The sequence below is a fragment of the Streptomyces aculeolatus genome, assembly GCF_020400605.1.
Lineage (GTDB): Bacteria > Actinomycetota > Actinomycetes > Streptomycetales > Streptomycetaceae > Streptomyces > Streptomyces aculeolatus.
In genome coordinates, this window is record NZ_JAINRD010000021.1 from 47,990 (window position 1) to 74,555 (window position 26,566).

23 protein-coding genes and 1 pseudogene are annotated in these 26,566 nt (G+C 71.7%); 11 read left to right on the top strand and 13 right to left on the bottom strand.

Going from position 1 to position 26,566, the window contains the following annotated elements; genetic code table 11:
- The first annotated feature begins 36 nt into the window (after positions 1-36).
- On the top strand, positions 37-2,019 hold the full coding sequence (locus LG396_RS28605) for a hypothetical protein (RefSeq protein ID WP_225796977.1): 1,983 nt from the start codon (positions 37-39) through the stop codon (positions 2,017-2,019).
- Positions 2,020-2,031: 12 nt separating this feature from the next.
- Here the strand turns inward: LG396_RS28605 and LG396_RS28610 are convergent, their stop codons facing one another.
- On the bottom strand, positions 2,032-2,877 hold the full coding sequence (locus LG396_RS28610) for an AraC family ligand binding domain-containing protein (RefSeq protein ID WP_027767998.1): 846 nt from the start codon (positions 2,875-2,877) through the stop codon (positions 2,032-2,034).
- Positions 2,878-2,954: 77 nt separating this feature from the next.
- Here LG396_RS28610 and LG396_RS28615 point away from each other — a divergent pair, with 77 nt between their 5' ends.
- Positions 2,955-3,365, top strand: coding sequence for a DUF2000 domain-containing protein (locus LG396_RS28615; RefSeq protein WP_018839056.1), 411 nt, complete (start codon positions 2,955-2,957; stop codon positions 3,363-3,365).
- Between the two features lie 29 nt (positions 3,366-3,394).
- Here LG396_RS28615 and LG396_RS28620 read toward each other — a convergent pair whose 3' ends face one another.
- From LG396_RS28620 to LG396_RS28640, 5 genes and pseudogenes are all read right to left on the bottom strand, one after another.
- On the bottom strand, positions 3,395-4,300 hold the full coding sequence (locus LG396_RS28620) for an NADP-dependent oxidoreductase (RefSeq protein WP_225796978.1): 906 nt from the start codon (positions 4,298-4,300) through the stop codon (positions 3,395-3,397).
- A 133-nt stretch (positions 4,301-4,433) separates the two neighbouring features.
- The gene (locus tag LG396_RS28625; RefSeq protein ID WP_263979705.1) at positions 4,434-5,648 is read right to left on the bottom strand and encodes a polysaccharide deacetylase family protein; all 1,215 of its coding nucleotides are present in this window, start codon (positions 5,646-5,648) and stop codon (positions 4,434-4,436) included.
- A gap of 148 nt (positions 5,649-5,796) precedes the next feature.
- Positions 5,797-6,486 (bottom strand): ankyrin repeat domain-containing protein, encoded by a 690-nt coding sequence (locus tag LG396_RS28630; protein ID WP_225796979.1) that lies wholly within the window; start codon positions 6,484-6,486, stop codon positions 5,797-5,799.
- A gap of 496 nt (positions 6,487-6,982) precedes the next feature.
- Positions 6,983-7,076, bottom strand: a pseudogene (locus LG396_RS39970) (transposase); the annotation flags it as partial.
- Positions 7,077-7,297: 221 nt separating this feature from the next.
- Positions 7,298-7,855 carry a MarR family winged helix-turn-helix transcriptional regulator gene (locus LG396_RS28640; protein ID WP_225796980.1) on the bottom strand — a complete coding sequence of 186 codons (558 nt, stop codon included), beginning with the start codon at positions 7,853-7,855 and terminating at the stop codon, positions 7,298-7,300.
- A gap of 293 nt (positions 7,856-8,148) precedes the next feature.
- Between LG396_RS28640 and LG396_RS28645 the strand changes: the two genes are divergently transcribed.
- The 8 genes from LG396_RS28645 (at position 8,149) to LG396_RS28680 (ending at position 16,129) form a co-directional block, all read left to right on the top strand.
- Positions 8,149-9,120 (top strand): aldo/keto reductase, encoded by a 972-nt coding sequence (locus tag LG396_RS28645; protein WP_225796981.1) that lies wholly within the window; start codon positions 8,149-8,151, stop codon positions 9,118-9,120.
- A 77-nt stretch (positions 9,121-9,197) separates the two neighbouring features.
- Positions 9,198-10,289: a Gfo/Idh/MocA family protein gene (locus LG396_RS28650; RefSeq protein ID WP_225796982.1), complete on the top strand. Its 1,092-nt coding sequence runs from the start codon at positions 9,198-9,200 to the stop codon at positions 10,287-10,289.
- A gap of 194 nt (positions 10,290-10,483) precedes the next feature.
- A complete protein-coding gene (locus LG396_RS28655) occupies positions 10,484-11,599 on the top strand; it encodes an NAD(P)-dependent alcohol dehydrogenase (protein ID WP_225796983.1) in 1,116 nt (371 codons plus the stop codon).
- A 47-nt stretch (positions 11,600-11,646) separates the two neighbouring features.
- Positions 11,647-12,729 (top strand): MBL fold metallo-hydrolase, encoded by a 1,083-nt coding sequence (locus LG396_RS28660; RefSeq protein WP_225796984.1) that lies wholly within the window; start codon positions 11,647-11,649, stop codon positions 12,727-12,729.
- Between the two features lie 115 nt (positions 12,730-12,844).
- Positions 12,845-13,750, top strand: coding sequence for an NADP-dependent oxidoreductase (locus LG396_RS28665; RefSeq protein ID WP_225796985.1), 906 nt, complete (start codon positions 12,845-12,847; stop codon positions 13,748-13,750).
- A 51-nt stretch (positions 13,751-13,801) separates the two neighbouring features.
- Entirely contained in the window at positions 13,802-14,524 is a 723-nt protein-coding gene (locus LG396_RS28670; RefSeq protein ID WP_225796986.1) for an alpha/beta fold hydrolase, read from the top strand.
- Between the two features lie 167 nt (positions 14,525-14,691).
- The gene (locus tag LG396_RS28675; protein WP_225796987.1) at positions 14,692-15,834 is read left to right on the top strand and encodes a Gfo/Idh/MocA family protein; all 1,143 of its coding nucleotides are present in this window, start codon (positions 14,692-14,694) and stop codon (positions 15,832-15,834) included.
- A 43-nt stretch (positions 15,835-15,877) separates the two neighbouring features.
- Complete coding sequence (locus tag LG396_RS28680) at positions 15,878-16,129, top strand: hypothetical protein (protein WP_225796988.1); 252 nt, start codon at positions 15,878-15,880, stop codon at positions 16,127-16,129.
- A 31-nt stretch (positions 16,130-16,160) separates the two neighbouring features.
- Here the strand turns inward: LG396_RS28680 and LG396_RS28685 are convergent, their stop codons facing one another.
- The 5 genes from LG396_RS28685 to LG396_RS28705 all read right to left on the bottom strand — a co-directional run bounded on the left by LG396_RS28685 (position 16,161) and on the right by LG396_RS28705 (position 24,287).
- Positions 16,161-16,751, bottom strand: coding sequence for an antibiotic biosynthesis monooxygenase (locus tag LG396_RS28685; RefSeq protein ID WP_225796989.1), 591 nt, complete (start codon positions 16,749-16,751; stop codon positions 16,161-16,163).
- A 27-nt stretch (positions 16,752-16,778) separates the two neighbouring features.
- Positions 16,779-18,218, bottom strand: a complete 1,440-nt coding sequence (locus LG396_RS28690) for an aldehyde dehydrogenase family protein (RefSeq protein ID WP_225796990.1) — start codon at positions 18,216-18,218, stop codon at positions 16,779-16,781.
- A gap of 158 nt (positions 18,219-18,376) precedes the next feature.
- Positions 18,377-21,148 (bottom strand): AAA family ATPase, encoded by a 2,772-nt coding sequence (locus tag LG396_RS28695; protein ID WP_225796991.1) that lies wholly within the window; start codon positions 21,146-21,148, stop codon positions 18,377-18,379.
- A complete protein-coding gene (locus LG396_RS28700; RefSeq protein WP_225796992.1) occupies positions 21,148-22,050 on the bottom strand; it encodes an LLM class flavin-dependent oxidoreductase in 903 nt (300 codons plus the stop codon). Before LG396_RS28700 ends, LG396_RS28695 begins: the two co-directional genes overlap by 1 nt.
- The gene (locus LG396_RS28705; RefSeq protein ID WP_225796993.1) at positions 22,047-24,287 is read right to left on the bottom strand and encodes an LLM class flavin-dependent oxidoreductase; all 2,241 of its coding nucleotides are present in this window, start codon (positions 24,285-24,287) and stop codon (positions 22,047-22,049) included. The genes LG396_RS28700 and LG396_RS28705 overlap by 4 nt, the downstream gene beginning before the upstream one ends.
- Positions 24,288-24,406: 119 nt before the next feature.
- Here LG396_RS28705 and LG396_RS28710 point away from each other — a divergent pair, with 119 nt between their 5' ends.
- Complete coding sequence (locus tag LG396_RS28710) at positions 24,407-24,799, top strand: winged helix-turn-helix transcriptional regulator (RefSeq protein WP_225796994.1); 393 nt, start codon at positions 24,407-24,409, stop codon at positions 24,797-24,799.
- A gap of 304 nt (positions 24,800-25,103) precedes the next feature.
- On the opposite strand, the gene LG396_RS28715 is transcribed toward LG396_RS28710, so the two are convergent.
- Together LG396_RS28715 and LG396_RS28720 are read right to left on the bottom strand one after the other, a co-directional pair.
- Positions 25,104-25,703: a hypothetical protein gene (locus LG396_RS28715; protein WP_225796995.1), complete on the bottom strand. Its 600-nt coding sequence runs from the start codon at positions 25,701-25,703 to the stop codon at positions 25,104-25,106.
- The gene (locus LG396_RS28720; protein ID WP_372483580.1) at positions 25,700-26,422 is read right to left on the bottom strand and encodes a hypothetical protein; all 723 of its coding nucleotides are present in this window, start codon (positions 26,420-26,422) and stop codon (positions 25,700-25,702) included. The genes LG396_RS28715 and LG396_RS28720 overlap by 4 nt, the downstream gene beginning before the upstream one ends.
- Positions 26,423-26,566: the final 144 nt, after the last annotated feature.

A 26,566-nucleotide genomic window follows, 5' to 3' on the forward strand; every position in this document is an offset into this window, starting at 1 on the left:
GTCGAGAACCTGCACCAGCACTTCCCCGGGACGCGGGTGACCGCGCGCCTGGACCGGCGGCTGCCGGCCGCCGGGTGGAGCGCGCGGCAACTCGGCGTCCACCCCGCCATCCACGGGACCGGGACACCCGAGGACAGCGGCGGGTTCGTACTCCCGGAGTACGTCGAACGCGACCACGACCGCCGGCTGCGCGACCGCCTGCGCCGGGCGGCGGCCGACCGTGCGCACCCGGTGCTCGTGCTCGTGCGGGGGCCGTCGTCGGCCGGCAAGACCCGTACCGCCTTCGAGGCCGTCCGCGCGTGCCTGCACGACTGGGAGCTGGTCTTCCCCAAGACCCCCGCCGGGCTCGCGGCCCTGCTCGACGCGGGCGCCCTCGTGCCGCGGACCGTCCTGTGGCTCAACGAGGCCCAGAACCACCTCGGTTCGCCGGCGGGCGAGGAGGCCGCCGCCGCGCTCCACCGCCGGCTGGAGGAACCGGGACCGCTCGTGGTCCTGGGCACGCTGTGGCCCGAGTACCACCGGCGCCTCACTGCCGTCCCCGAGCCCGGTGCGCAGGCCGCGGACGCACACCCCCACGCCCGGGCCCTGCTCGGCCAGGCCGCGGTCGTCGACGTCCCGGCGGCCTTCACCGCCGAGGCCCTCGCCGACCCGCGCGTCGGGCGCGACCCCTCGCTGGCCGCGGCCGCCGCGACCAGCACGGGCGGGCAGGTCGCCCAGACCCTCGCGGCAGGTCCCCAACTGGTCGACCACTACCGGCAGCCCACCGGGCCCCACGGCCCGTACGGACGCGCCGTCATCACCGCGGCGCTGGACGCCCGCCGCCTCGGCCACGCCGCCCATCTGCCGGTGGCCCTCCTGGAGGCCGCCGCCCCCGGCTACCTGACCGGGGAGCAGCGCGCCGCCGCAGACCCCGCCACGTGGTTCGCCGGCGCCCTGGCCTACGCGCGGGAGCGGGTCAAAGGCGTGGCGGCGGCCCTCGAACCCGTCGCGGGACCCGAGGGGATGGGCGCCGTCCCGGACGTCCACGGCCTGAACGACTACCTCGACCACCACGCCCGCACCGCCCGCCGCTACGACGTCCCGCCGGCGTCCTTCTGGACGGCCGTACGGGACCACGTGACCGACGCGGCGGACCTCTCCGCGCTCGCGGAAGCGGCCGGCACGCGGGGGCGCTACCGCATCGCGGCAGAGCTGTACCGCAAGGCGGCAGGCGCCGGGGATACCCGCGCCCTGAGCGCCCTGGCGTGGCTGCGCGCGGCGGCGGGGCACACCGGCGAGGCGGAACGCCTCTACCGGCAGGCCCTCGACGCCGGGCACCCGGCGATGACGGACCTGACGCGGCTGCGCGAGGAGTGCGGGGACCCGGAGGGCGCCGAGCGGCTCGCCTGGCAGGCGTACGCCGCCGGGGACGTCTGGCCTCTGGTGGTCCTGGCGCAACTGCGTGAGAAGGCCGGGGACTTCGGCGGGGCGGAACGGCTCGCCCACCGGACTGCCAGGGCGGGCAGCTACACCGTCGCCAGACACCTGGTGCGGCTGCGCGACGCCAGGGATCCGGAGGGTGCGGAACGGCTCGCCCTGGAGGTCGACTTCGACGGCAGGTCCCGGGTCCACAGCAACCTCTGGTACAGGCGCGGGGAGGCGATGGACGACGAGGACTGGGAACGGACCGAGGGCGAGAGCCACTACCGCGGTCTCATCGACGACGGCGACATCCCGGCACTGAGCCGCCTCGCCCGCCTCCGTGAGAATGCCGGGAACCCGGACGAGGCGGAGCGCCTGTACCAGCGGGCCGCCGGCGCCGGGGACACCTGGGCCCTGCCGGACCTGGCGCGGCTGCGGGCGGCCGCAGGGGAGGCCGGGGAGGCGGAACTCCTGTACCGGCAGGCCCTCGACGCGGGGCGCATCAAAGCCATGGCGGACCTGGCGCGGCTGTACGAGGAAACGGGGGACGCCGCCCGGGGGCAACGGCTCAGCCGCTTCGGCGTGGAGGCCGACGGGTCGCAGGCCCGGCCCTGGTAGCCGCGCTCCCGCTCACCGCCGCCCGGCGAGGGCGAACTCGCCCGGCGTGATGCCGTAGGTGCGGACGAACCAGCGGTGCAGGTGGCTCTGGTCCGCGAAGCCCGCCGCCGCCGCGGCCTCGGCGCCGCCGGCCCCCGCCGACAGCCGGCGGCGGGCGTCGCGCAGGCGCAGGAGGCGCTGGAGGTCGCTGGGCGACATCCCGTACTCCGTCTGGAACGCCCGGTACAGCGCGTAGCGGCTGCAGCCTGCCGCCGCGGCCAGCTCCGCCGCCGGGATCTCCTCGGCGAACCGCTCCTCCAGCACCGCCCGCGCCCGCCGCGCGGCACCGGCCCGCGGGCCGCCGGGGCGCAGCGTGCGGGTGCGCGGCGGGGCCGTCGCGGCGCGGTGGACCATCGCCGTGACGGCGGCGGTCAGCCGTTCGTCGCGTACCAGCGGGCCCGCGCCCTCCGTCAGCGCCGCGTGCAGCCGCAGCAGGGCGCGCCACAGCCGCGGGTCGCGGTGCACGGGGTCGGCGAACAGCGGGAGGGCGGCGCGGGCGCCCGCGTGCACGGCGACGTCGGCGAGGACGTCCCGTACGACGTCGGGGCCGATGTGCACCATCCGGTAGGTGAAGCCCAGCTCGGTCGCCGCCTCGCCGTCGTGCGGGTCGTCGGGGTTGAAGGCCATGACGAGGCCCGCGGCCGACGTGTGCGTGCCGCCGCGGCAGACGAAGCGCTGGGCGCCGGTCTCGGTGAGGCCGAAGGAGTACGCGTCGTGGCTGTGGCGGTGGAAGACGTGCTCCTCGAAGTGGGCGCGCATGGCCTCCACCGGCCGCTGCGCGTCCCGCCAGTACGAGACCCAGTCGCTCACGTCCTCCATGGTGCCGCACCCGCGCGGCCCGCCCGGCGCACGAGCGTTCAAGACGCCCGCCGCCCCGCCGGGGCACGCTGGGCGGCATGCGCTTCGAGACCAAGATCGCCGTGGTCGTACGGCACGACCTGGCCGCCTGGCAGCGGCTGAACGTCACCGCCTTCCTGTGCAGCGGTATCGCCCACGCCGCCGACGACATCATGGGCAAGCCGTACGAGGACGCCTCCGGCAACACCTACCTGCCGATGTTCCGCGAGCCCGTCCTCGTCTTCGCCGCCGACGCCGCGGGCCTGACCCGTACCCACACCCGGGCCCTCGGCCGCGGCCTGGCCGCCGCCGTCTACACCGACGAGCTGTTCGCCACCGGCAACGACGACGACAACCGCGCCGCCGTCCGCGACGTCCCCGCCGACGGCCTGTCCCTGGCCGGGCTGGCGGTCTACGGGCCGCGCAACGCCGTCGACCGCACGGTCAAGGGCCTCTCCCTGCACACCTGAGCCTTCCCCGGCCTCCCGGGCGGGCCGGCTCAGACGCGGACGACGACCTTCCCGCGGGTCTGCCCGCGCTCGGCGTACGCGTGCGCCGCCGCGGTCTCCGCCATCGGATAGGTCCGCTCGACGCGCGGTGTGTAGCGGCCCTGCCGGCCGAGTTCGGCGGCTTCCGCGAGGAGCGCGGGGTCGTTCTCCGCGTTGGCCAGGTGGACGCCCAGACGCTGCGCGCCGGCGTGGTCGGCGATGGTCGCCACGCGGGCCGGGTCGCCGGTGATCGCGACGAGGTCGGCCAGGGACCCGGAGGCGGCGGTGTCGAGCGCGAGGTCGGCACCGCCGGGGGTCAGGGCGGCGACGCGCCCGGCGAGGCCGGGGCCGTAGGTGGTGGGGACGGCTCCGAGGGAGCGGAGGAAGTCGTGGTTGCGCTCGCTGGCCGTCCCGATCACGGTGGCGCCGCGGGCCACCGCGATCTCGACCGCGGCGCTGCCCACGCCGCCGGCGGCGCCCTCGACGAGGAGGGTGCGGCCCGGCAGGGGGCCGAGTACGGCGAGCCCGCCCATCGCGGTCACCGCCGCCAGGGCGGCGCCGGCGGCCTGCTCGTCGGTCCACGCGGCGGGCGCGGGCGCCCAGGCCGAGAGCACGGCCAGCTCCGCCGTCGCGCCGGTGACGCCGCCCAGCCCGAAGACGCGGTCGCCGGCCCGTACCCCCTGCACGCCCGCGCCGGTCTCGTCGACGACGCCGGCGGCGTCGCGCCCGGGCACCGCGGGCAGGTCCACGGGGAGCACCTCGCGCACCGCGCCGGAACGCACCTTCCAGTCGACGGGGTTGACGCCGGCCGCCGCCACCCGGATGCGGATCTCGCCGGGCCCGGGATGCGGGTCGGGCGCCTCCTCGACCACGAGGGTCTCCGCCCCGCCGTACTGGTGGTATCGGACTGCGCGCATGACGTTCTGCCTTCGTGTGACCGGTGGGTGGCTTCCGGCGGCTGCCGGCGCCTGCCACGCTAGGACCTCACGTCGGCGTCAGGTGCAAGCCCGGGCGCGGGACGGCCGGTCCGTACGGCTCCGTTACGGAGTCCTACGCCCCCCAGCCGCCCCGCGGCGCCTGGCCCACCTCAAGCGCGCGGAGCTTGCGCAGGGTCTTCGGGTCCTGCGCGTCGAGCCAGTCGGCGAGCTGGCGGAAGGACACGCACCGCACGTCCTTCCTGGGGCAGACCTCCTTGATGGTCTCCTCGACCGCGCGCATGTACGCGCCGCCGTCCCAGGTCTCGAAGTGGTTGCCGACGACCAGCGGGGCGCGGTTGCCCGTGTACGCGCGCTCGAAGCCGGCGAGCAGCCCGTCGCGCATCCGCGCCTCGGCGTTGGCGGGGGTGGTGAGCGGGTTGACCTTGAAGTTGTAGTCCATGGTCAGCTCTTCGCGGTCGCTGCCGGGGTACGGCACGAGCTGCATCGACAGGTCCCACAGGCCGTCCTTCTTCGCCGGCCACACCTGTTCGCTCACCCCGCTGGTGTCGTAGCGCCAGCCCAGGTCGCGGGCGGCGGCGCGGAGGTTGTCGCCGCCTTCGAGGCAGGGGGTGCGGGCGCCGGTCAGCTCCTTGGCGTAGTCGAAGGGCAGCGGCGCGGCGTCGCGCAGGCCGGTGTGGGTCTTCCACCGGGTCACGAACCGCTCGGCCTGCGCGATCTCGCTCTTCCACTCCTCCTTCGACCAGCTCGCCACCCCGGTGGGGCCGCAGAAGTGGCCGTTGAAGTGGGTGCCGATCTCGCTGCCGTCGAGCCAGGCGCCGCGGACCTGCTCGACGGTGTCCTTGATGTGTGCGTCGCTGAGCAGCCCGATGTCGGAGGCGCCGGGGGCGTGGCCGGGGGCCTCGTACAGGGAGCGCTCGGACTCGGGGAGGAGGTAGATGCCGGAGAGGAAGTACGTCATGGCGGCGTCGTACTTCCGCCCGACCTCGCGGAAGTGCTCGAAGAGGCCGTCGCCGATCTCGCCGGCGCCGTCCCAGGAGAAGACGACGAACTGCGGCGGCTTCTCGCCGTCGGCGAGCTTGCGCACCCGCGGCTGCCGGGGCTGCGCGCCGGTGTAGGCGGTGGAGCCGTCGCCGATGAGGCGTACGGCGCGGCCCTGCTGCGCAGTGCCGCGGGCGTCGCTCCGCGCGGCCGCGCGCTCGCTGCCCTTGCCGCCCGTCCCGCCGTCCTCCCCGCCGCCTCCCGGCCCCGCCGAGCACCCGGCCGCCGCCACCGGCACCAGCACCGCCGCCGCACACGCGCCGACCACCGCACGCCTCGCCCTGCCCATGGGTCACCTCTCTCCCGCGCCGATTCGCTGGAGTGATAACCCGAAAAACATACAAATACCGGATGCTCACCCGGCTGCCCGGACAGGTACACCGCCCGGACGACGCCCCTGGTCCTGATGCGCTACGGGACCGGGCGGCGACGGCGCTTCAGAGCCCGCCCCAGGCCGCCCGGTCGCCCCGGCCGTGGGCCGTGATCGCGAAGCCGTGGCCGGCGGCCCACTGCTGGGCCGCGTACCCGAGCCGCGGCGAGCCGCTGTTGAGGAAGTCCTCGGCGATCCCCCGGTCCCCTCTGCTCTGCAGCTCCAGTTCCAGCACGGCGAGGAGGTCCGCGCGGCCGAGCCGGACGGCGGTCTCCAGGACCCCCCGCAGCGGCTCGCCGTCGGCGGTCCTGGCAAGGACGTTGGTCAGCGCGGCGGGGTAGACGGGGTCGGGGTGGTATGGACGCAGCTCCTCGGCCAGCTCCGCGGCCCGGGACACCTCCTCGTCGCCGGCCGGTTGGCGGAGTGCGGCCAGCTCGTCGATCCGGAGTTCCACCTCGGCCACTTCGGCGAGCTGGTGCGGCAGCAGACCGTCGCGGTTGTGGGCGTCCTGGCGGGCGCCGAGGGCGAGGAGGGTCTGCACGAGGTCGTCGTCGCCCGCGTAGTAGGCGTAGTGCAGCGCCGTGTCGCCCCGGTTGTCGGCGATGCCGACGCCGTAGCCGCTGTCCACCAGGGCGCGCACCTCGGCGGGATCGCCGCGCACCACGGCGCCGAGAAAGGTGTTCCGGCGGCGGCGTACGCGCAGCCCGGAGCCGACGACGACGAGGCAGGTCACAAGGGCGATCAGCAGACCCAGCACGGGCTCTCCACTTCTCCGCGGTCGGGAGCGGGGACAGTGTCGCGCAACGGTTCCGGGACCGCTCCCCGGCGGCGGATCCGGCGCGGGAGTCGGGGAGTCTACGCGGCGGGGTGCGGGGCTGTCCGTACGTGCGGCGCCCGGCCGGCCCGTTACCGCGTGCGACCCCGGCCGGCCCGTACGCGGTAACGGGCCGGCCGGGGCCGTTCGTGGGGCCCCGGGCCCGGCCGCGGGTCTGCCGGATCTGTCGGGCCGGGCCCGGGGAGTGCGACTGCCGCGGGCGCCCAGGGTCTGTCGAAAGTCCCGTCGTCCCTTCCCACGGCCCCCCTTTCCTCCGTCAGCGCTTTCTCCAGCGCTGCCAGCGTCTTGGCGTCCACCCCCATGCCGGCCGCGCCGTGATGCGCTCTCGCTGTGGTGGAGTCGACGCTGACCAGGGAAAGGTCCACCTGGTCCCGCCGTGTGGCCTCAGCGATCACCGCCTCCATCAGGGCCTGGAAGACGCCCGCGTCGCGCCACTGGCGGAACCGGTCGTAGACCGTGGACCAGTTCCCGAACTCCTCCGGGGCCTCCCGCCACTGGGCTCCGGAGCGAAACCTCCAGATCACGCTCTCGAAGTGATCCCGCAGCCGGTGCGGATACGGGCGTAGGTGCCTATCGGGAGCAGCGGCCCCACCAACGCCCATTCGTCATCGCTCAGTTCACGCCTCGCCACGCGAGTGTTCTACCAACCGAATGATCACGACCCCCACAGGCCATAGAACGCCGAGGACGCGCCGCGGACGTGCTGGCGGACCCGCGTGGCGCTGCTCCTCCATCAGTCCGCAGTACGCCTCGGTCCGCTGTGGATCGTCGGCGCTTCGGGCGGAGGCGAAGCCGCAGAGCTCGCATCGGGTTGCCCGCGCTTGATGGCCGCGTCCACTGCAGCACCGATGCGGCGCAGTGCCGCCAGCTCGTGGGGCTCGAGATCATCGATCAGGTACTCGCGGACTGCGGCGACGTGTCCCGGCGCCGCTGCCACGACTACCTCGTAACCGGCCTCGGTCAGCGTCGCAGTGGTGCGCCTTCCGGAACCAGGGATCCGCTTCCGTGCGAGCAGTCCGCGCTTCTCAAGCCGACCGACGACATGGGACAGCCTCGACAGCGACGCCGCCGTTCGCGCGGCCAGGGCGCTCATCTGCATGGTGCGATCCGGCTGCTCGGACAGGACCGAGAGCACCATGTACTCGAAGAAAGTCAGCTGAGCCTCGCGCTGCATGCGCGCATCCAGCGCAGCCGGCAGGCTGATCATGATCGCGGAGTTGGCCAGCCACGCCGCCAGCTCGTCGCCGTTCAGCCATCGCGTCTCGGCAACCGGACCAGTGGACTTCTTCAAGCCGGAGCTTCCTCCGGCAAGCGCCGCCGCCTCGGACCCGGTCCGTGGACGCCGACCTCGCTGGCCGTTCGTGTCATCTGCCGTGCTCGCCATGAGGACATCCTAGACGCTTATTGACGCGTCAAGTTTGATGGAGTAGAACTTGACGCGTCAAGTTCTCTTCGCTGCCGACCGAGCGCCTAACCGATAGCGGCGCAATGTGCCATCGACGCCGTTACACACCCTTCTGCGGCGCTGAGGCCTGCCCTTTGGGAACCGCAGGGCCGGCGGAGAGGTTCAGGAAAGGACAACAGATGCAGTCCACGTCGCTAGGCAGGCTCGATGTCTCGCGCATCGGCCTGGGTGTCATGGGGATGTCGGCGTACTACACCGGCGCCGGTCGGGACGAAGCCGAGTCGATCCGCACCATTCGTCGCGCCGTCGACCTCGGTGTCACCCATCTGGACACCGCCGAGGTGTACGGGCCCTACGTCAACGAGGAACTGGTGGGCCGCGCGATCAAGGGCCGCCGGGACGAAGTCGTCCTCGCCACCAAGTTCGGCCTCGTCTCCCACACCGGTCGGCCGGGCCCGGACAGCACCCCCGCCAGCATTCACACGGCTGTCGACGGCTCACTGCGGCGGCTCGGAACCGACCGCATCGACCTCTACTACCAGCACCGGGTCGACCCCAACACTCCCATCGAGGAGACGGTGGGGGCGCTGAGTGAGCTGGTGGAGGCGGGCAAGGTCCTCCACATCGGACTGTCGGAGGCGGCAGCGGCGACCGTCCGCCGGGCCCATGCGGTCCATCCCTTGGCCGCTGTCCAGAGCGAGTACTCGCTGTGGACGCGGGACCCGGAGGCCGAGGTGCTGCCCACGCTGCGTGAGCTCGGCATCGGACTGGTTCCCTATGCACCGCTGGGACACGGCTTTCTCACCGGTGACATCCGCACCCTGGACGGCCTGGACGACACCGACTGGCGCCGCTCCAATCCCCGGTTCACCGGCGACAACCTCACGCGCAACCTGCGCATCGTCGACCAGGTACGCGAGGTCGCCGACGAGGTCGGGGCCACGCCCGCGCAGGTCGCTCTGGCCTGGCTGCTCGCGCAAGGCCACGGCATCGCGCCCATTCCGGGGACGAAACGCATCGACCGCCTCAAGGAGAACAGCGCCGCCGACGGCATCCGACTCACCCCGGGCCAGATCGCCCGCCTGAACAACCTCACACCGGCGTCCGGCGAACGCCATGCCGAGCCCGACATGGCCGCCGTCGACCAGTGAGAGAAGCGCGAAGGCGCCGATTCGCCCCGCGCACCACACCACGTCTTGCTTCAGCGAAAGAAATGGAACACCACATCATGTCAAGCAATCTCATTCGGGTCGGCATCATCGGCGCGGACACGAAGGCGAGCTGGGCGGGCGCATCGCACATACCCGCGCTGGCGGCACAGCCCGACTTCCACCTGGCCGGTGTGGCGACGCGGCACGAGGAGAGCGCGCGCGGCGCTGCCGAGGCGTTCGGCGCCGAGCGTTGGTTCGCGGACCCCTACGCGCTCATCGGTGACCCTTCGATCGACGTCGTCACCGTCGCGGTGAAGGTCCCGGCTCACCGCGAGCTCGTCCTGGCGGCCCTCGCGGCGAACAAGTCCGTGTACGCGGAGTCGCCGCTGGGCGCGACCGTCGCGCAGACGGAAGAGATGGCTGACGCGGCCGGCTCACTGCACACCGCGATCGGCCTGCAGGGCCGGCTCAACCCCTCGGTACGCCGCGCGGCGGAGATCATCGCTGAGGGCCGGCTCGGGCGGCTGCTCTCGGCGCGAGTCGCCGCGACGACCTTTGGCAACGGCCCGGAGTCGGTGAGCGCGTACGAGTACTTCGACAAGGCAGCGTCCGGAGCCGGTTTCCTCACCATCGCCGCGGGCCACGTCCTGGATGTGGTCGAGGCCGTTCTCGGCGACATCACCGAGATCGACGCCCGCACCGAACTCCTTTGGCCCCAGGTGAAGTTGGTCGACACCGGCGCGATATCTGTCCGCGAGGTCCCGGATCACCTCGACGCCATCGCCAAGACCTCCTCGGGGGCGCCGGTCGGGGTGCAGATCCTGGCGGGCGTGCCCGCCTCCGACGCCCACTTCAGTCTGGACGTACGCGGATCGGAGGGCTGGCTGAAGCTGACGGGCGACCACCCCGCGGGCGTTCAGGTCGGCGACCTCACCCTCTCGTCGAGCGTCGACTTCACCGCGCCCGACCGCCCGGTCGCCACCGGCACGGGACCCACCGCCGCCGACATCTGGACGGGCGCTTCCATCAACGTCGGCGAGGTCTACGCCAGCCTGGCGCGCGACATCACGAACGGCACCCACCACACCCCGGGATTCCAGCACGCCGCCCACAACAGCCGTCTTATCGCCCGAGTCGAACAAGCCGCTCGGACCGGCGTCCGGCACTGACGCCACCGCACCTCGCGGCACCGTGCCTTACTGCTGTGACGGATACGGCGACCGATCCGCGGGCACGGGCGGCCGACATAGGTTCGGACCCGCTGAAGGGTTCCTGAGGCCCACCCCCCGATCAGGGAGTCGTTGATGATGTCGGTCCCTCGTCACCATGGCCCTCGCGGCGCTTCGCGGCAGGCTCACGGCGTATGACCACCTCCGCGCGCGCCGCTGTTCTCGAAGCGCAGGACGGGCCCTTCGAATTCCGCGACATCGAGATCGAGGACCCGCGGTCCGACGAGGTACTCGTTCGCATGGTCGCGACCGGAATATGCGCGACCGACGCTCACGTGCGGGCACAGCGCATGGCGACGCCGCTGCCGGTGGTGCTGGGGCACGAGGGAGGAGGAGTCGTCGAACGCGTGGGGGCCGCTGTCACCACCGTCGAGCCCGGTGACCACGTCGTCCTCTCCTACCACTCGTGCGGCCGCTGCAAGCCGTGCATGTCCTCGCACGCGGCCTACTGCGACAACGTCTGGGCGGCCAACTTCGCAGGTGCCCGCCTGGACGGCTCGAACGGTCTCCACGTCGCCCACGGTGCTGAGCCGCACGGTCACTTCTTCGGCCAGTCCTCGTTCGCCACCCACGCCCTGACGCACCAACGGAACACGATCAAGATCCCCCGCGATCTGCCCCTCGACGTCATGGCTCCGCTGGGGTGCGGGCTGCAGACGGGCGCGGGGGCCGTACTCAAGGCCCTCGCCGTGCCGGCGGGAGCGTCCTTCGCGGTCTTCGGCGTGGGAGCGGTGGGCCTGGCGGCGGTCATGGCGGCACATGTCGCGGGTGCCACCACCATCGTCGCCGTCGACGTCGCCGCCGACCGCCTCGATCTGGCCCGTGATCTCGGAGCGACGCACCTCGTCGACCCCGGCCGGGTCGAGGATCTGACCGGCGCGCTCCACGCCGTCGACGAACGCGGTCTGGAGTACGTCCTCGACACGAGCGGCCGCGCAGAGAACCTCGACGCCGGGGTCGGCGCCCTGGCACCGATGGGCCGATTCGGCTTCGTGGCGTTCCACGAAGGAGCGGGCGCCGTGCTCGACGCCGGCCGGCTCACGCTCGGCCAGTCGCTTCAGGGCATCATCCAGGGCGACGCCGTCTCGTCGCTCCTGATCAACGACCTTGCCCAGCTCTATCGAGCGGGCCGGTTCCCCATCGACCGACTGCTGTCCTTCTACGACTTCGCCGATATCAACACCGCGTTCGAGGATGCGGGCTCAGGCCGCGTCACCAAGGCGGTCCTTCGATTCACGTCACCGGGATAGACCACGCGTTCGACAGCTTCCCAAGAACACAGAAGGGCGTCCCGCCGATGTGCCAGAGCAGTCAGATACCCATCAGCGTCGAAGAAACCCCGAGCTTCTACGGGATCGACCACTATGGATTCCCCCGCGCGGGGGCGGACGACCCGTTGGACCCCGCGGGCTATTACCCCCCGTATCTCCAGAGCGAGCACTTCCAGAAGTACGGCTACCACGTGGAAGAACTGCGCGGCGGCTTCTACTGGGTCACCAGTGCCGGCTACGATGCCGCATTCGTGGTGACCGAGGACGGCGTGGTCGCGATCGACGCACCCCCGACGCTGGGCGAGAACATGCTGGCGGCGATCGAGGACGTCACCGACCGACCGGTGACCCACGTCATCTACAGCCACTGGCACGCCGATCACATCGGCGCGGCCTCCGTGTTCGGTCCCGACGTCGAGATCGTCGCCCACCGCATCACCAAGGAACTCCTGGAGCGCTTCCCCGACCCGAAGCGCCCCCTGCCGACGAGGACGTTCGACGACGAACTCGTCCTCGAAGTGGGCGGCGTGAGCCTGCAGCTCTCCTACAGGGGAGAGAACCACTGCCCCGGCAACATCTTCATCTACGCACCGCGGCAGAAGGTGCTCACGGCCGTCGACATCGTCAGTCCGGGAAGCGTCACGTTCATGCACTGCGACGCCTCGCAGAACATCTCCGGCTGGTACGAAGCTCAGTCCCAGATCCTCGAATACGACTTCGACTACTTCGTCGGCGGGCACCACATGTATTACGGCACCTACGAGCAGGTGAAGCTGTGCGTGGAGTACTTCACCGACGTGCTCGAGGGGGCGACTGCGGCGGTCGAGCGGTTCAGCCGCTCGGATGCGCTCGCCGACATCGTGACCGGCACCGGCTGGAACAGGATCTTCGTCGGTACCGAGAACTGGATCAGCTCCATGGCGAACTACACCACCCGCCACGTCCTCGAGAAGGAGACGAGCGACGGCCGGCTCTGGTGGGAACGGCTGGCAGGAGCCACCACCCAGACCAAGTACCACGCGTACACCGTGCTGGAATCGATCCGCCTCGAACGGCCCCGGCCCGACTACCGCCTGCGGGGCGAGAATCCTCCGGTCTTCCTGACCTGACACCGTTCTGAACGGTGCGAGCAAATGACCCTTACCGGGCCTGCGTGAGCGAGCACGCCGAAGCACGCCGCAGCGGAAGTGCCGCCGGCTCGATATGAGAAGGAGAAGGATCATCATGAAAGCCGCCGTCATCACCTCGTTCGGCGAACCCTCCGTGTTGCGGGTCGCGGAGGCTCCGCGACCGGTGCCGGGTCCGGGTCAGGTACTGGTGCGGGTTCACGCCGCCGGGGTGAACCCGGCGGAGATCCAGGCACGCGCCGGAGCGTTCCGCCTGCGTGCTCCCGCCATCATCGGATTCGAGTTCGCCGGCGTCGTCGAGGCGGTCGGCCCGGGCGTCGACGGGGGCGTGGTCGGCGACCGCGTCGCCGGGTGGCCGGACTCCGCCACCCAGGGCTCCTACGCCGAGTACACGGTCAGCAGCAACTTCGCGACGATCCCCGACGGCGTTTCCTTCGAGGAGGCCGCGGCTACTGTCATCGGCGCCGACAACGCGGCGAGGGCTCTCGGGCTTCTGAACATTCGCCCGGGTGAAACGCTCGTGGTCACCGGCGCGAGCGGTGCTCTGGGCGGAGCCGCCGTGCAGTTCGCGCGACAGCGCGGTGTGACGGTGATCGGCGTCGCCGGGACTGCCAACGCCGACTTCGTCAGGAGTCTCGGAGCGACCCCTGTCGCCCACGGTCCGGGCCTGGTCGATCGCATCCGTGCCGCCGCTCCGGGCGGGGTCGACGCCGCGCTCGACACCGCCGGCAAGGGGCTCCTTCCCGCCCTCGTCGATCTTCTCGGCGGCCCCGACCGGATCGTGACGCTCGCCGACCGCGATGCCGCACAACACGGCGTCGCATTCAGCCCCGGGGGCAGCGGGAACCGCGACCGCGGCCCTGTCCAGGAAGCCCTGAATCTGATCGCCGCCGGCGCATGGACCGCACGCATCGGCCGGAGCTTCCCACTCGACGAGGCCGCGGACGCTCATCGGCTCGTCGCCACGGGCCACACCCACGGCAAAGTCATCCTCCTTCCCTGACTCGGCCGACCGGCCATTCAAGCACGACAACAATGAATTGGAGAATCCGAAATGCCTGCAGTCCTCGTCCATGGTGTACCTGATACCCACCGGCTTTGGGACACCGTCCGTTCCTATCTTCAACGCGAAGATATTGTGACGATCGATCTCCCCGGGTTTGGCGTACCCCTACCAGCGGGATTCACGTCGACGAAAGAAGAGTATCTCGATTGGCTTATTGAGAAGATCGAAGAAGTCGGCGAACCCGTCGACCTGGTCGGTCATGATTGGGGGTCTCTGCTCACGGGCCGTCTCGCGTCTGTCCGACCAGATCTGGTGCGGACATGGACAGGTATCAGCGGACCAATCGATCCGGAGTATCCGTGGCACTATCTTGCCAAGATCTGGCAAACTCCAGGCGAGGGCGAGCAGTGGATGGCGGACCTCGACCTCGAGGCGTTCGCGGCAAGCCTCAACGAGGCGCAGATGCCGCGCGACGCGGCAAACGAATCGGTCCGGCATCTCGATGCCACTATGAGAGCAAGCATTCTTGCCCTTTACCGTTCGGCGATCGAGGTCGGGGCGGAGTGGAAGCCAGGTTTGAGCAACGTGACCGCACCAGCGCTAGTGATCTGGGGCCTGGACGATCCGTTTCTTCCTCACCGCTTCGCCGACGAGCTCGGTAATGCCACACGCGCACGTGCCGTCTTCAAGCTGCGCAGCTCGCACTGGCCGATGATAGAGCGTCCGGCCGATGTCGCGCGCGAACTCGAGGCCCACTGGGCTCACGTGTAAAACCTGCGCTTGGGTCACTCGGGCTCAAACCCCGCGGCCGCTACGTGAACGGCAATAATTGCTCGCTCGCCATGGTGAGCCCGAGTGCCCACGCATTGTCCGGAAACGAATCATCGTGACGCAGCCCGGAGAGCGTTGCCGGGGCTGCACACGGCAGGAGCATCCTAATGACGAATTCAGCAAATACCCGGATCGGCGTCGGCCTTATCGGGGCTAGTGCCGATCGGGGTTGGGGCGGAATTGCTCACGTCCCGGCGCTGCAGGCGCTCGACGCGTTCCAGATCCGCGCCGTCAGTACGACTCGTATGGAGAGCGCGAACGCGACCGCTCGTCGGCTGGGCGCCGATCTCGCCTTCGACACACATGAGGCTCTGGTCGTGCGACCGGAGGTCGACCTGGTGGTGGTTGCGGTCAAGGTGCCGGAGCACAAGCAGATTGTTTCCGACGCGCTGGCCGCGGGCAAGATGGTTTATTGCGAATGGCCGCTCGCAAGAAACCTATCGGAGGCCGAAGCGCTGGAGGGGTTTGCCCGCGAGCGGCGGCTGCGTACGGTTGTCGGGTTGCAGGGCGGCCTGCACCCGCCGATCCTCTTCCTTCGCGACCTCATCGCGCAAGGCGTGATCGGCAAGCCGCTCAGCACGAGCATCCGAGCGCATTTGACCGACGACATGTGGGTCGGCCGATATGACCCGCCGGTCGAGTACATGGCTCACGCAAAGCATGGCGCCACGCTTCTGAGCATCATGCTCGGCCACGGGCTCGAACCGCTTGCGCGCGTGCTCGGCACGTTCGAGAGTCTGTCCGCCGTCGTCGCCAATCAGCGCGGTGACGGCGTCCGCCTCTCCGATGGCGCGTCGCTGCCGAAGGACACGCCGGATGAGATCGTCGTCGCCGGCGTTCTCGAAGGCGGGATCGTCACTTCGCTGCACTACAGTGCCGGGCAGTCTGCCGGCTCGGCGATGGTATGGGAGATCCAGGGCACCGAGGGCAGTGTGCGTGTGGAGTCTGCGTCGGGCTACATCCATTTCACCGATTTCACCATCACGCTCCGCCGCGGCAGCGAGCCTGTCCAATTGCTACAAGTCCCCCCCGCTTATACGGCTCCTGACCTGCAACTCGACGCACCCGCAGCGGGGGTCGCCCGCCTCTACGCCCAGTTCGCCGCCGACCTCCGCGACGGAACCGCCGATGCGCCGGATTTCGCGGTCGCAATCGATCGCCACCGGGTACTCGAGGCGATCACACGGGCCGCTGAAACAGGTCATCGGCAGCATCTGTCCCGCTCCGACCGAATCAACTCCAATCTTTGAACCCGAGAGAGGCACTGCCGCAGGACCCGAGGACCCCGCCACCGTGATCAACCAGCCGCTGCGGGAAATCCGCCGCCTCGCCGGGGCCGAGGGCCGCGACCCGGCCGGCATCGACGCCATCCTGAGGATCAACCCCACCACCGAGTCAACGGTGCCGGAGATCGCGGACGTCATCCTCCGTACGGGAGACGAGACGGACGTCGACCACGTCTTCGTCGACCTCGTCCACCTGGCCGACCAAGGCGTGGACCAGGCCCTGGAACTGCTGCGTCAGACGATGGAACTGTCACGCTGAAAAGACGGCGCGGTTCGCCCCGGGGGCCGCGTCATCGCGTCGGTCCCTCGCGCGCGGTTGAGGTGGCGGCATAGAGCCAACGGCGCAGGACGAGGGTCACAGCCGGCATCATCAGATACGTCATCAACGTACTGAACAGCAGCGCGAGCATCAGCACCTGCGCCACAAGCGGCCAAGCACGGAGCGCCGGCCCCAAAAGACCGTTGCCGACCAGGGAGATCGGGAGTACGGCCGCGAAGGCGGCGAGCGCCATCTTCCACCGGGGCGGCGCCGTCGTGGGCGTGTCGTGCGCAGTGGTGAACAGGGTCTCCATGCCGGAGAGTTCGCGACGCGCCACCTCGCTCTGATGATGGCCCTCGCAGTGGTCGAACAGTGCGGCCCGCTCAGGTGACGTCGTCCAGTGCCGCGCGGACTCCTGGTCGCGGAACCGGTGGATCAGAACCCATGGCCCGGCGGCCGTGGCAGGCCGGAACAACCCGTCGCCCAGGTGTCCGGGAAACGCTGAGGCGGTGTCGGTCACCCGCCCGAACCACTCCCGGAAGTCCTGCTCGTAGCCGGGTTCCACAGCGCGCGCGGTCAGCAGGGTGACGTCGGCCGGGCCGACGTCGTCCGTGTCGGTCATCGATTCTCATTCCGCCGTCGAGAGCTGTCAGAGCTGCGGTGCCACATGCACGAGGTGCTTGGTCTCCTGGAATTCCTCGATCCCGCGGATGCCGTTCAGGCGGCCCACTCCCGACTGCTTGAAGCCGCCCTCCTCGAACTGGTCGTGGACCATGGCCCAGGTGTTGGTCCAGACGGTCCCGGCCTGCAGTTCGCGGCCGACGCGCAGGGGGCGGTCGACATCACGGGTCCAGATGCTCGCGGCCAGGCCGAACTCGGTGGCGTTGGCACGCGCCACGGCGTCGGCCTCGGAGTCGAACACCTCGAAGGTGGCGACCGGCCCGAACACTTCGCGCTGCACGATCGGCGAGGACACGTCGGCGACCTCGATCAGGGACGGGCCGAGGAGCGCCCGATCCCGCTTGCCCCGCACGAGGACGGTGGCGTAGCCGGCAGCGGCGGCGACGGTCTGTTCGACCCGTTGGGCGTTTCCTTCGTCGATCATGGCGCCCATCTCGCTGGCGGGGTCGTCGCCGGGCCCGACCCGGACCGTTTCGAGGGCGGCGACGAGCCGCCGCCGGAGTTCGTCGGCCACGCTGCGCTGGACCAGAATCCGGCTGCCAGTCATGCAGAACTGGCCCGCGAACATGGTGACGGCCTTGGTGAGCACGGGCACGACGGCGTCCAGGTCGGCGTCGTCGAAGACGAGCATCGGCGTCTTTCCGCCCAGCTCCATGGACAGCGTTTTCAGCGTCGGGGCGGCCTGTTCCATGATCACGCGGCCGACCGCGGTGGAGCCGGTGTAGCTGATCACGTCGACGTCCGGGGAGGAGACCAGCTCCGGAGCCCCGGCGTTTCCGCTCTCGGTGAAGACGTTGAACACGCCCGGGTCCAGGCTCGGCGTGTCGGCGATGATCTCGCTCAGCACTCCGTTGACCAGGCCGGTCTGCGCCGGCATCTTCATGACCACGGTGCAGCCGGCCGCCAGGGCGGGTGCGAAGGATCGCGCCGAGAGGATGACCGGTGAGTTCCACGGCACGATTACCGCGGCGACGCCCGCGGCTTCGCGCAGGGTCATCGAGTACATGCCGGGCCGCACTTCCCCGGCCCTGCCGTGGTCGGTGAGGGTAAGCGCGGCGTGGTAGCGGAGTTTGGGGATGGTGCCTTCGACTTCGAGGGCCGCCTCGGCGAGTACTTTCCCGTTCTCCCGCGCCAGGAGGGTGATCAGTTCGTCCTTGCAGTGCTCGAGTCGGTCGGCCAGTTCGTGCAGCGCTGCCGCACGCCGGTGGCGGTCGCGGGACCAGGCGGTGGAGTCGAAGGCCCTTCGGGCTGCGGCCACGGCGGACCTCGCCTCCCGCGCACCGCCGTCGGCGAAGGTGCCGAGCAGGCCGTTGGTCGCGGGGCTGCGTGACTCGCCGTGGGAGCCGGAGTCCTGCCACTGCCCGTCGATGTAGTGGCGCGCGTGGGGCAGGGTTTCGGATGTGGGCATGAGGTGACCTCTCGTCATGCGTCGCACGGCGTTTCGCCGCAGGTTCGCGGGCCAACGTCAGCGACGCTACAAATCAGGGCCGGTGGGCGAATCGGGCGGGCAATCCGTCGTTTCCGCCGGAGGCGTCGTGTGCCCGCTCCGCCGCGGCCTCCCTGCGCTCACGGCGGCTCACAACCGGCGTGGAGGTGGCTCAGCTCGGTTCGCGTGTTGATGCCGAGCTTGGCGAACACGTTCCCGAGGTGGTGGCCCACGGTGCGGTGGCTGATCCGCAGTTGTACGCCGATCTCGCGATTCGTCAGCTGTTCGCCGGCCAGTTGGGCGACTCGCTGTTCCTGGGCGGTGAGCCGGTTCATTGCTCTGGTGTCCGAGTTTCCCCGGCGCCCCGGCGATCCGGTGAGGTCCTGCTCGCGCTGCGCGCGTTGGCGCAGCGGCTCGGCACCGAGCCGGTCGAACGCCTCCAAAGCGGCGCCGATCCGGGCGCGCGCATCGGTCCGCCGGCGGCCCCGTCGCAACCACTCGCCGTAGGACAACTGAGCGCGCGCGTAGAGCAGCGGGTGGGATCGGGCACCTGGCGCGTCGAGTGCGGCCTGGAAGGCGCCCTCGGCCCCGGCGCCGCCGAGGAGCCCGCGCGTGACGTGCGCGGCGCAGCGGGCCCACGGCGCTCCGGTGCGCCGCGCCCAGGCTTCGAGCATCCGTACCCGTTCGTCCGCGAGGTCGCTTCTGCCGACGCGCACGGCCGCCTCGGCTGTGTCGAGAGCGGCCAGGAGCGCGAAGGTCGGGTGTTCCGCGCCATGGCCCGGCTCGGTCAGGCGCACCAGAATGTCCAGTGCTTCCTCGGGACGCTCGCGAAACAGCGAGGCCAGGCCGCGGTTCCAGTACGCGGCGGCGCTCAGCGCGCGGACGCCCTGCGGGAGTGACGTCTCCAGAGTCCTGGCGGTGGTCTCCGCGACGGCGCGTTCGTCACCACGCGCCGCGGCGAGATAGCCCAGGCTGGTGCGGCAGTGGGAGGCGATGTGGTCGGCACCCAGGTCCTGGGCCAGCCGCAGTCCCTCCGCGGCCGAGGACTCCGCTTGCGGCCAGCGGCCGGCAGCGTTGTCGAGCATCGCGGTCTGGGCCAGGGCGGCGGCGAGCCGAGCGCGCTCGTTGCGCCGCCGCAGGTGCGGTAGCCGGCGGCGCAGCGCATCCGCCATCGGCTTGTCGATCCCCCAGGCCAGGGCGAGGGGTGTCGGCGGCAGCAACGGCAGGATGGTCGTACGGGCCCGCGCGGCGGCATCACCGGGGTCGGGGGGGTCCGCCGGCGCCGCGTCGGCAGACACGTCGTCGCTCCACCAGGCAAGCGTGCCGGGTAGTCCGGTCCGGCCCGCGACTTCGTCTTCGAGCAGCAGTTCCAGCGCTCTGTCCCGCAGGTCGCCGCGTCCGACGGACCAGGCGGCGCGCATGGCCAGCGTGCCCAGTTCCAGCGCCGTTCCCGGTTCCGGGACGCGCTTCATGTCGGTGATCAGGAAGTGGTGCGCCATCTCGGGCATGCCCCGGGCGAACTCCATGATCCCTCGCAGACCCCGGCTCCGCCGGGCGACGTGAGCACCGGGGGCCAGCCGTTCCGCGTCATCGAGCAGGCGCTCCGCCGTGGCTGCCCACCCGGCGTCCCAGGAAGCCCGGGCCGCCTCGGCAAGGCGTTGTGAGGCGTCGATCGGTGCGGCCGACAGTTCGGCGGCCCGCCACCACGCCCGTGCCGCCGTGTTCGTGGCCCCGCGGAGCCGGGAGCGGGCGGCGGTCCGTTCGAGGAGCCGCGCGACGTCCTCATCGCGTCCGTGGGCCAGGGCGGCGAGATGCCATGCGCGTTCCTCCGCCTCGTCGGGCATCGTGGCGGCCAGGGCGCGGTGAGCCCGGCGCCTCGTCGCGGCACCGCAGCCCTCGTAGACGGCTCTGCTCACGACGGGGTGCCGGAAACCGACGCGGTTGCCCGCCACGTGGAGCAGGCCCGCGTTGGTCACTTCTTCCCAGACGGCGTCACCGGCACCCGACGCACGGCCGGCCCGCTGCACCGTGAGCCGGTCGCCGTGCTCCTCGGCCGCCGCGAGCACGGTCAGCAACTGCGCCGGAGGGCTCAGGGCCTCGATCCCGGCACGGAAAGCCCGCTGCAGGCGCGGCCCGACGGGCGGTCGTCCTCGCTTCCGGCGATGCTCGCCGTCGTCCAGGTCGCCCCCGAGCGTGGCCAGTTCGTGCAGCGCCAAGGGGTTGCCCCCGGCCTCCCGGACCATGTTCCGCGTCGTCGCCTTGTCGGTGAGCGGCGCCACGGCCCCCACAAGCTGCCGCGCGCTCTCGTCGCTCAGGCCGTCGACCCGCACGTCGGCCACGCCTTCCCAGGGCCGGGCGGCCGGATCGCTGTGATCGGCGAGCACGACGACCACGGGATGCGCTCCTACGCGTCGAGCGACGAACCCCAGGCACAGCGCGGTGGCCTCGTCGAGCCACTGCCCGTTGTCCACCACGACGAGCACGGGCCGCCGCTCGGCGAGTCCGCAGAGCAGCGACAGCACGGCCGCCCCGACCACCAGGCGGTCCGTCGGCTCACCGCTCAGCCCGAGCGCGGTACGCACAGCGGCGGCCTGGGCCGTCGCCAGCAGCTCGACACGATCGGCCAGCGGTCGCAGCAGCCCGTGCAGCCCCGCGAAAGCCAGGTCCGACTCGGGCCGGGTGGCCGAGTGGCTCAGCCGGACGAAGTCCGCGGCCTGGCCGTGCACGTGGTGAAGCAGAGCTGACTTGCCGATACCCGGCTCGCCCCACACCACGAGCGCGCCACCGCTCCCGCCGCGGGCCTGCGTAAGCAGCCCGTCGAGAACCGCGGCCTCCTCGCGGCGCCCGAACAGCTCCGTCGGCGCTGCCGCTGTCGCAGCTCCGTCACCGGGCCCGCCACGCGCCCACCGCATCACGTCACGCGTTCGGACTGGACGAGTTCGCGGGCGCGCGGCGCGACCTCGTGACCGAAGAGGTTCAGGTCGGCAGGCTCGTCCGAGGCGAGGATGAACCCGGACACGCCGTACTGCAGGGCGAGGTCGGCGATCTGTTCGGCCCAGTCGCCGGGAGTCCCCTGCAGCAGGCCGCCGCCGGCGCCGGACGTGAATCGGCCGCTCAGGTTGAGCAGGCGGCTGACCGCCGCGGGCTCCCGACCGGCGGCGGAGGCGGCCTCGTCGATCTGCTCGTTCATCGCGCGCAGCGATGCCGGGCCCTCGGGCAGGAATCCCAGGGAGGGCAGCCAACCGTCGGCGATCTTGCCCGTCAGCCGGAGCATGCGCGGCTTGTAGGCACCGATGCGGATCGGGATGCGATGGGCGGGTGCCGGGCCGCGTTTGGCGCCGTTCACGGTGTAGAACTCCCCGGTGACACGGAGGGGACCGGTCTCGTCGGTGGCCCACAGCCCCCGGATCACGTCCACGGCTTCCTCCACCGCCCGCACGGCCTGGGCCGGTTCGAGCCGGCGGCCTCCCATCGCGACGATGCCGTCCCAGAACGCGCCCGCGCCGATGCCCAGTTCGACTCGCCCGCCGGTCAGCCGGTCCAGGCTCGCGGCGGCGCGGGCCAGTACGGCGGGGGGCCGCAGCGGAAGGCTCAGCACGTTGCCGGTGATCCGGATCCGTTCGGTGCGTGCGGCGACGTACGACATCAGGGTCCAGGTGTCCTGGAACGCCGACTGGTAGGGGTGGTCCTGGAAGCTGACCAGGTCGAGGCCGGCCCTCTCGGAGGTCAGGGCCAGCTCGACCGGCACCTGAGGCGGGCGGGCGGTGGGGGTGATGAAGCTGCCGAACCACAGTTCGTGGCCGTAGTCGCTCATGGGGTGCTTCCTCCGGGGTGGTTCGCGGCGGGCGTGAGGGCGAAGTTGTCGCCGAACACACCCTCGGGGTCGTAGACGCTCTTCAGCTCACGCAGACGCGAGAGGGTCCGTGGGGGCCAGGCCGCGGCGATCCGCTCGGGCCGGAGGCTGGACTCGAAGCTGATGTAGAGGCCGTCGAGGAAGGGGCTCAGCCGGGCCCAGGCCCGGTCGACCACCTCGTCGGCACCGCCCATCACCACCAGCGAGAAGGTCGCGTCGCGGTGGGCGTAGGCCGTGGCGTCCGCGGGAACATCGGCGACGGCGCCGCCGACCGAGCGAAGCTGGAACCATCCGATCGCGCCGCTGCGGATCACGCGAGCCGCCGCCGCGGCGAACTGCGGGGTCACGTGCCGGAGCAGACCGCTGCGTGAGACCGGTTCACCGTGGGAGACCGGTGGGTCATCACTCGCATTGTCCATCGCGGCCGCGTAGGACGTGATGACGATGTCCTGGGCGTACACTTTGGAGATCGCGGCCAGTGGCTCCAGCCGGGCGCGCACGGTCTCCGGGTCCGAGGAGTCGACCATGGTGCGGCTCACCGCGAGCGCTGGTCGCCCGCCGCGCGGAGGCGCCACGATGACGAAGCTGGTGAGGTCCCGCGGTGAGTCCTCGACCGCCCGGCCCCATTCGACGAGGTAGCGCTCGAGGTCGCCCGCATCCTGGGTGAGCCGGGCGAAGGCGACCGCGCCCACGTCGTCGGCCTCGAACTCGAAGGCAGTGACGATCCCGAAGTTCGCGCCCGCCCCTCGCACGGCCCAGAAGAGATCGGGGTTCTCCGAATCGTCGGCCCGCACGACGGAGCCGTCCGCGAGCACCATCTCCACGGCCCGCAGGCGGTCGATGGTCAGTCCGTGCCCGCGCGCGAGGTACCCGATGCCCCCCGCCGTGGCCAGGCCGCCCACCCCGACACCCCCGTAGTCGCCCGAACTCAACGCCCAGCCGTAGGGCTCCAGTGCGGCCGCCACCTCGGCCCAGCGCGCACCCGGGCCGATGCGCACCCGGCGTGTCTTCCTGTCGAGCACCTCGATCGCATTCATCAGTGACACGTCGATGACGATCCCGCCGTCATTGGTGGAGCGGCCGGAGACCCCGTGCCCGGCGCTTCGCCGAGACAGGGCCACGCCGGGATGCCGGCGGGCGAACGCGAGCGCCTGGGTCACCTGCTCGTTCGTCGCCGCCCGCAGGATGATCCCGGGCGCACCGCCGCGCAGGTACCCGGACCGCAGCCGGGCGTAGGCCGGATCACCGGGCTCGACGACCTCGGCCATCTCCGGCGGAGCGCCCTCGTAGTCGATCCCCGGCAGGCGCCTGGCGCGCACGGCGGACCGCCTGACCCGCGCGCCCGACCATCCGCGCGGAAGCACCGCGTCCGCAGCCGCCCGCAGGGCCGGGGCGACCTCGCTCGCGAAGCCTGCCGCGACGTCTCGCTCCACGGCGTCCAGCACGATGGTGCCCACCCCGTGCTCGACGACGAGTGGCAGCAGGTCGTTCACCCAGTCCGCGGCGGTCCCGGTGAACCTGCCTGTCCGCTCGCCGAAGCCACCGCGGATCGTGATCCGTCTGCGGATCTCACGGGGATCGCGGCCGGCCCCTCGCGCCGCCTCGTCGACTGCGCGGTTGCCCTGCGTCAACGTGACGGCGTCGCACCCCGTCGACCACTCGTCAGCCCGCAGCCCGACCAACCGGAGCAGGTCTTGGCCCTGGCCGTCCACGGAGATCGGCACGTCGTGCGCGGGCGCGGCCTTCTCAGCTCCCGCGAGACGGTAGAAGCGGCCGGTGAACCGGCCGAGGCCACGGTCGAGGACATTCCAGAGCTCGCGAACGACGGCGATCTCTTCACCCAGTGCCGCGACCGAATCGGCTGTCCCGGACGCGGCGGTTGGCGGGCCCCCTCGGAAAGCCAGTTCGACCCTGCCTTCGGTGAGCCGATCCAGGCTTGCGACGGCTCGTGCGAGCATCGCCGGATGGAGGGTGGCGGGGCGTGCCTCCAGCACCAGTCCGGGAGAGACCGTCGCCGCGGCGATCCAGGACGCCACAGTCGACGGTTCGAGATCGTCGCCTGCGGTTCCGGCCGGGACGACCAGCAAGTCCAGCCCCCACTGCTCGGCCAGGCCCGCCACTTCGACCAACCGGCCGGGTCCGCAGTCGGCGTCAGAGGGCAGGTGCAGCCCGAACCTCAGCGCGTGCCCGTAGTTCATAGCGCGTGGTGACAGGCCGAGTGTGCGTTCATGGACCAAGGCTGCACGGCGATGATCACAGGCAACAAACGGGACATGACCAGGTCATCAAAAGTGACACGCTCCAGTATCGTGACCGTATGACCGGTCCTCGACAGCCCGATGATTCCTCCGCCACCGCGGGCCAGAGCCGCCCGGAAGCGGGCTACGAACACATCGACGACGACGTGTGCCGCAGTTTTCAGCGCTCGGTCGAGATCGTGGGCAAGAAGTGGAGCGCCGCGGTGCTCCTGGCGGCGATGCGGGGCGCGCGCCGATTCGTCGACTACCGAGCGCGGATCCCCGGAATCTCGAACCACCTTCTGTCCCAGCGTCTGCGTGAGCTCGAGGGCCACCGACTCATTGAGCGGCTCGTGGTGCCGACGACGCCGGTCCAGATCACGTACCGGCCCACCGAACAAGGCGCCAGCCTGATGCGTGTCCTGCATCCGCTGATCGAATGGAGCGCCAAGAACGAGGTCATGGACACCTGACGAGCTGGTCGCATGCCGCCCACGCACCCGATCCGTTGCGTACTGGGACCGGTGATTGCGCGGGCGGCCGCTCGCGATGTGGCTTCAGCGGTGCGGGGACAGGAACGGGTTACGGGACCAGGACGATCTTTCCCGTGGCGTGGCCGGCGGCCTCGACATGCGACAAGACACCGGACAGCTACCTCGCCGCCCTCCACCTCCGCGGCACCGTCATCTGGCTTCACAGCCTCCAACCGACACCTTGATCGCGACTCCCCACAGGCACCTAGGGGGCGGCCTTGTGGGCGCAGGGCCCGCGGCAGAGCTACAACTTCAGCAGCCGCTCCGCGAGGTCGCGGTAGTCGCGGAGCGCGAGGCGCAGGCGCTCGGTCTCCGCGTTCTCGGCACCCTCGGCGCCGCGGGCGCGGCGGCTCAGGTCGCGGCAGGTGCCGCGGCGCTCCGCGAGGAGCGCGGCGACCCGCTCGCCGAGGTCCCCGAGGACGGCGCAGGCGTCGTCGACGGCACCCGGCGGGTCGTCCACGAAGCGGCCCGTGGCCCGGTGCAGCCGGTCGCCCAACTCGTCCCGTTCGGCCCGCGCCAGCAGCGGTCGGGCCGTACCGCCGGAGTCGTCGTCCGCGGACGGCACCGGACCGGACGCCGGGGACGCCGGGGTTCCGGGGGCGGGGGCCACGGGGTCGGCGACCGCCACCGGGTCGGCGGCCACCGCCCCGGCGGTCGCTACGGGATCGGTCGCCGTGGGGCCACCCTGCGCCGGGCGGGCTTTCGCCGGCACCGGGGCGCCGGACGGCTCGGTGCGGGCCGGCTCCCGGGCCTCCGCCGCCGCTTCGACGTCGTCCCGCTCGCGGACCCCGGCGCCGCCGGTCCGCCGGTCCTCGGCCGCGTCGCGTTCCCGCGCGCCCGTCACGATCCGCTCCCGTCCCGGCCGTCGCCGCGGCGCGCCGCCCACGGCGCGTGTACGCGCTCGGCCAGCCGGCGCCCGCCGCCGCCCGCACGGGTGGCGGGCGCGGCCTTCGCGGTCTCCGGGTCCTCCGCCGCCGGCGCCTTCGGCAGTGCGCCGGAGGGGGCGGGCCGGCCGGCCAGTTCCGTGTACAGCTCCCGGGTGCGGAGCAGCGCCGTGCGGGCCTCCTCGGTGGGCGGCTCCGCGCCCGCGCCGCCGGGCCCGGTCTGGGCCAGCCGGTGCAGCCGCCGGTAGTCGCCGACGCGCCGCGGGTGGTGGACGGAGAGGGCGGCGACCCGTTCGTCGTACTCCTCGGCGGGGTAGCCGCAGTCGGCGGCGAGCCGCGCGATGAGCCGGTCGGCCTCGGCGGCTGCGCGGGTGGGCGAGTCGACGAAGTGCTCCTGGACCAGGCTCCATTCGGCGTCGTAGCGCTCGCGGGCCGCGGGGTCGAGGCCTGCGGTCCGCAGTTTGCCGTACTTGCGGACGCGCTCGGCCAGCTCCTTCTCGGCGGCCCCGCGGTCGCCGTCGTGGCGCTCGACCGTACGGTCGTACTCCGGTCCGAAGCGCCGCCGCAGTCCTCGCGTACCGCCTGGCAGGCGGAGGCCGAGGAGGTCTCCGCGGTTGCCCATGACTATCAGGGCCGCTGCTGCGGCGACGGCCACGACCACGATGATGATCAGCCACACAGTCATAGAAGGCGGCTAGCCCGTATCGCCCGCGGCAAACACGGGGGTTGGCGTCGGGCGGCTGCCCGCGGCGCTGCGGGCGGGGCCGCGGCGCCCGGTCGGCGACACCCGAACCGCGGTGCGCGGCACGGGAGTTCCGCGCCG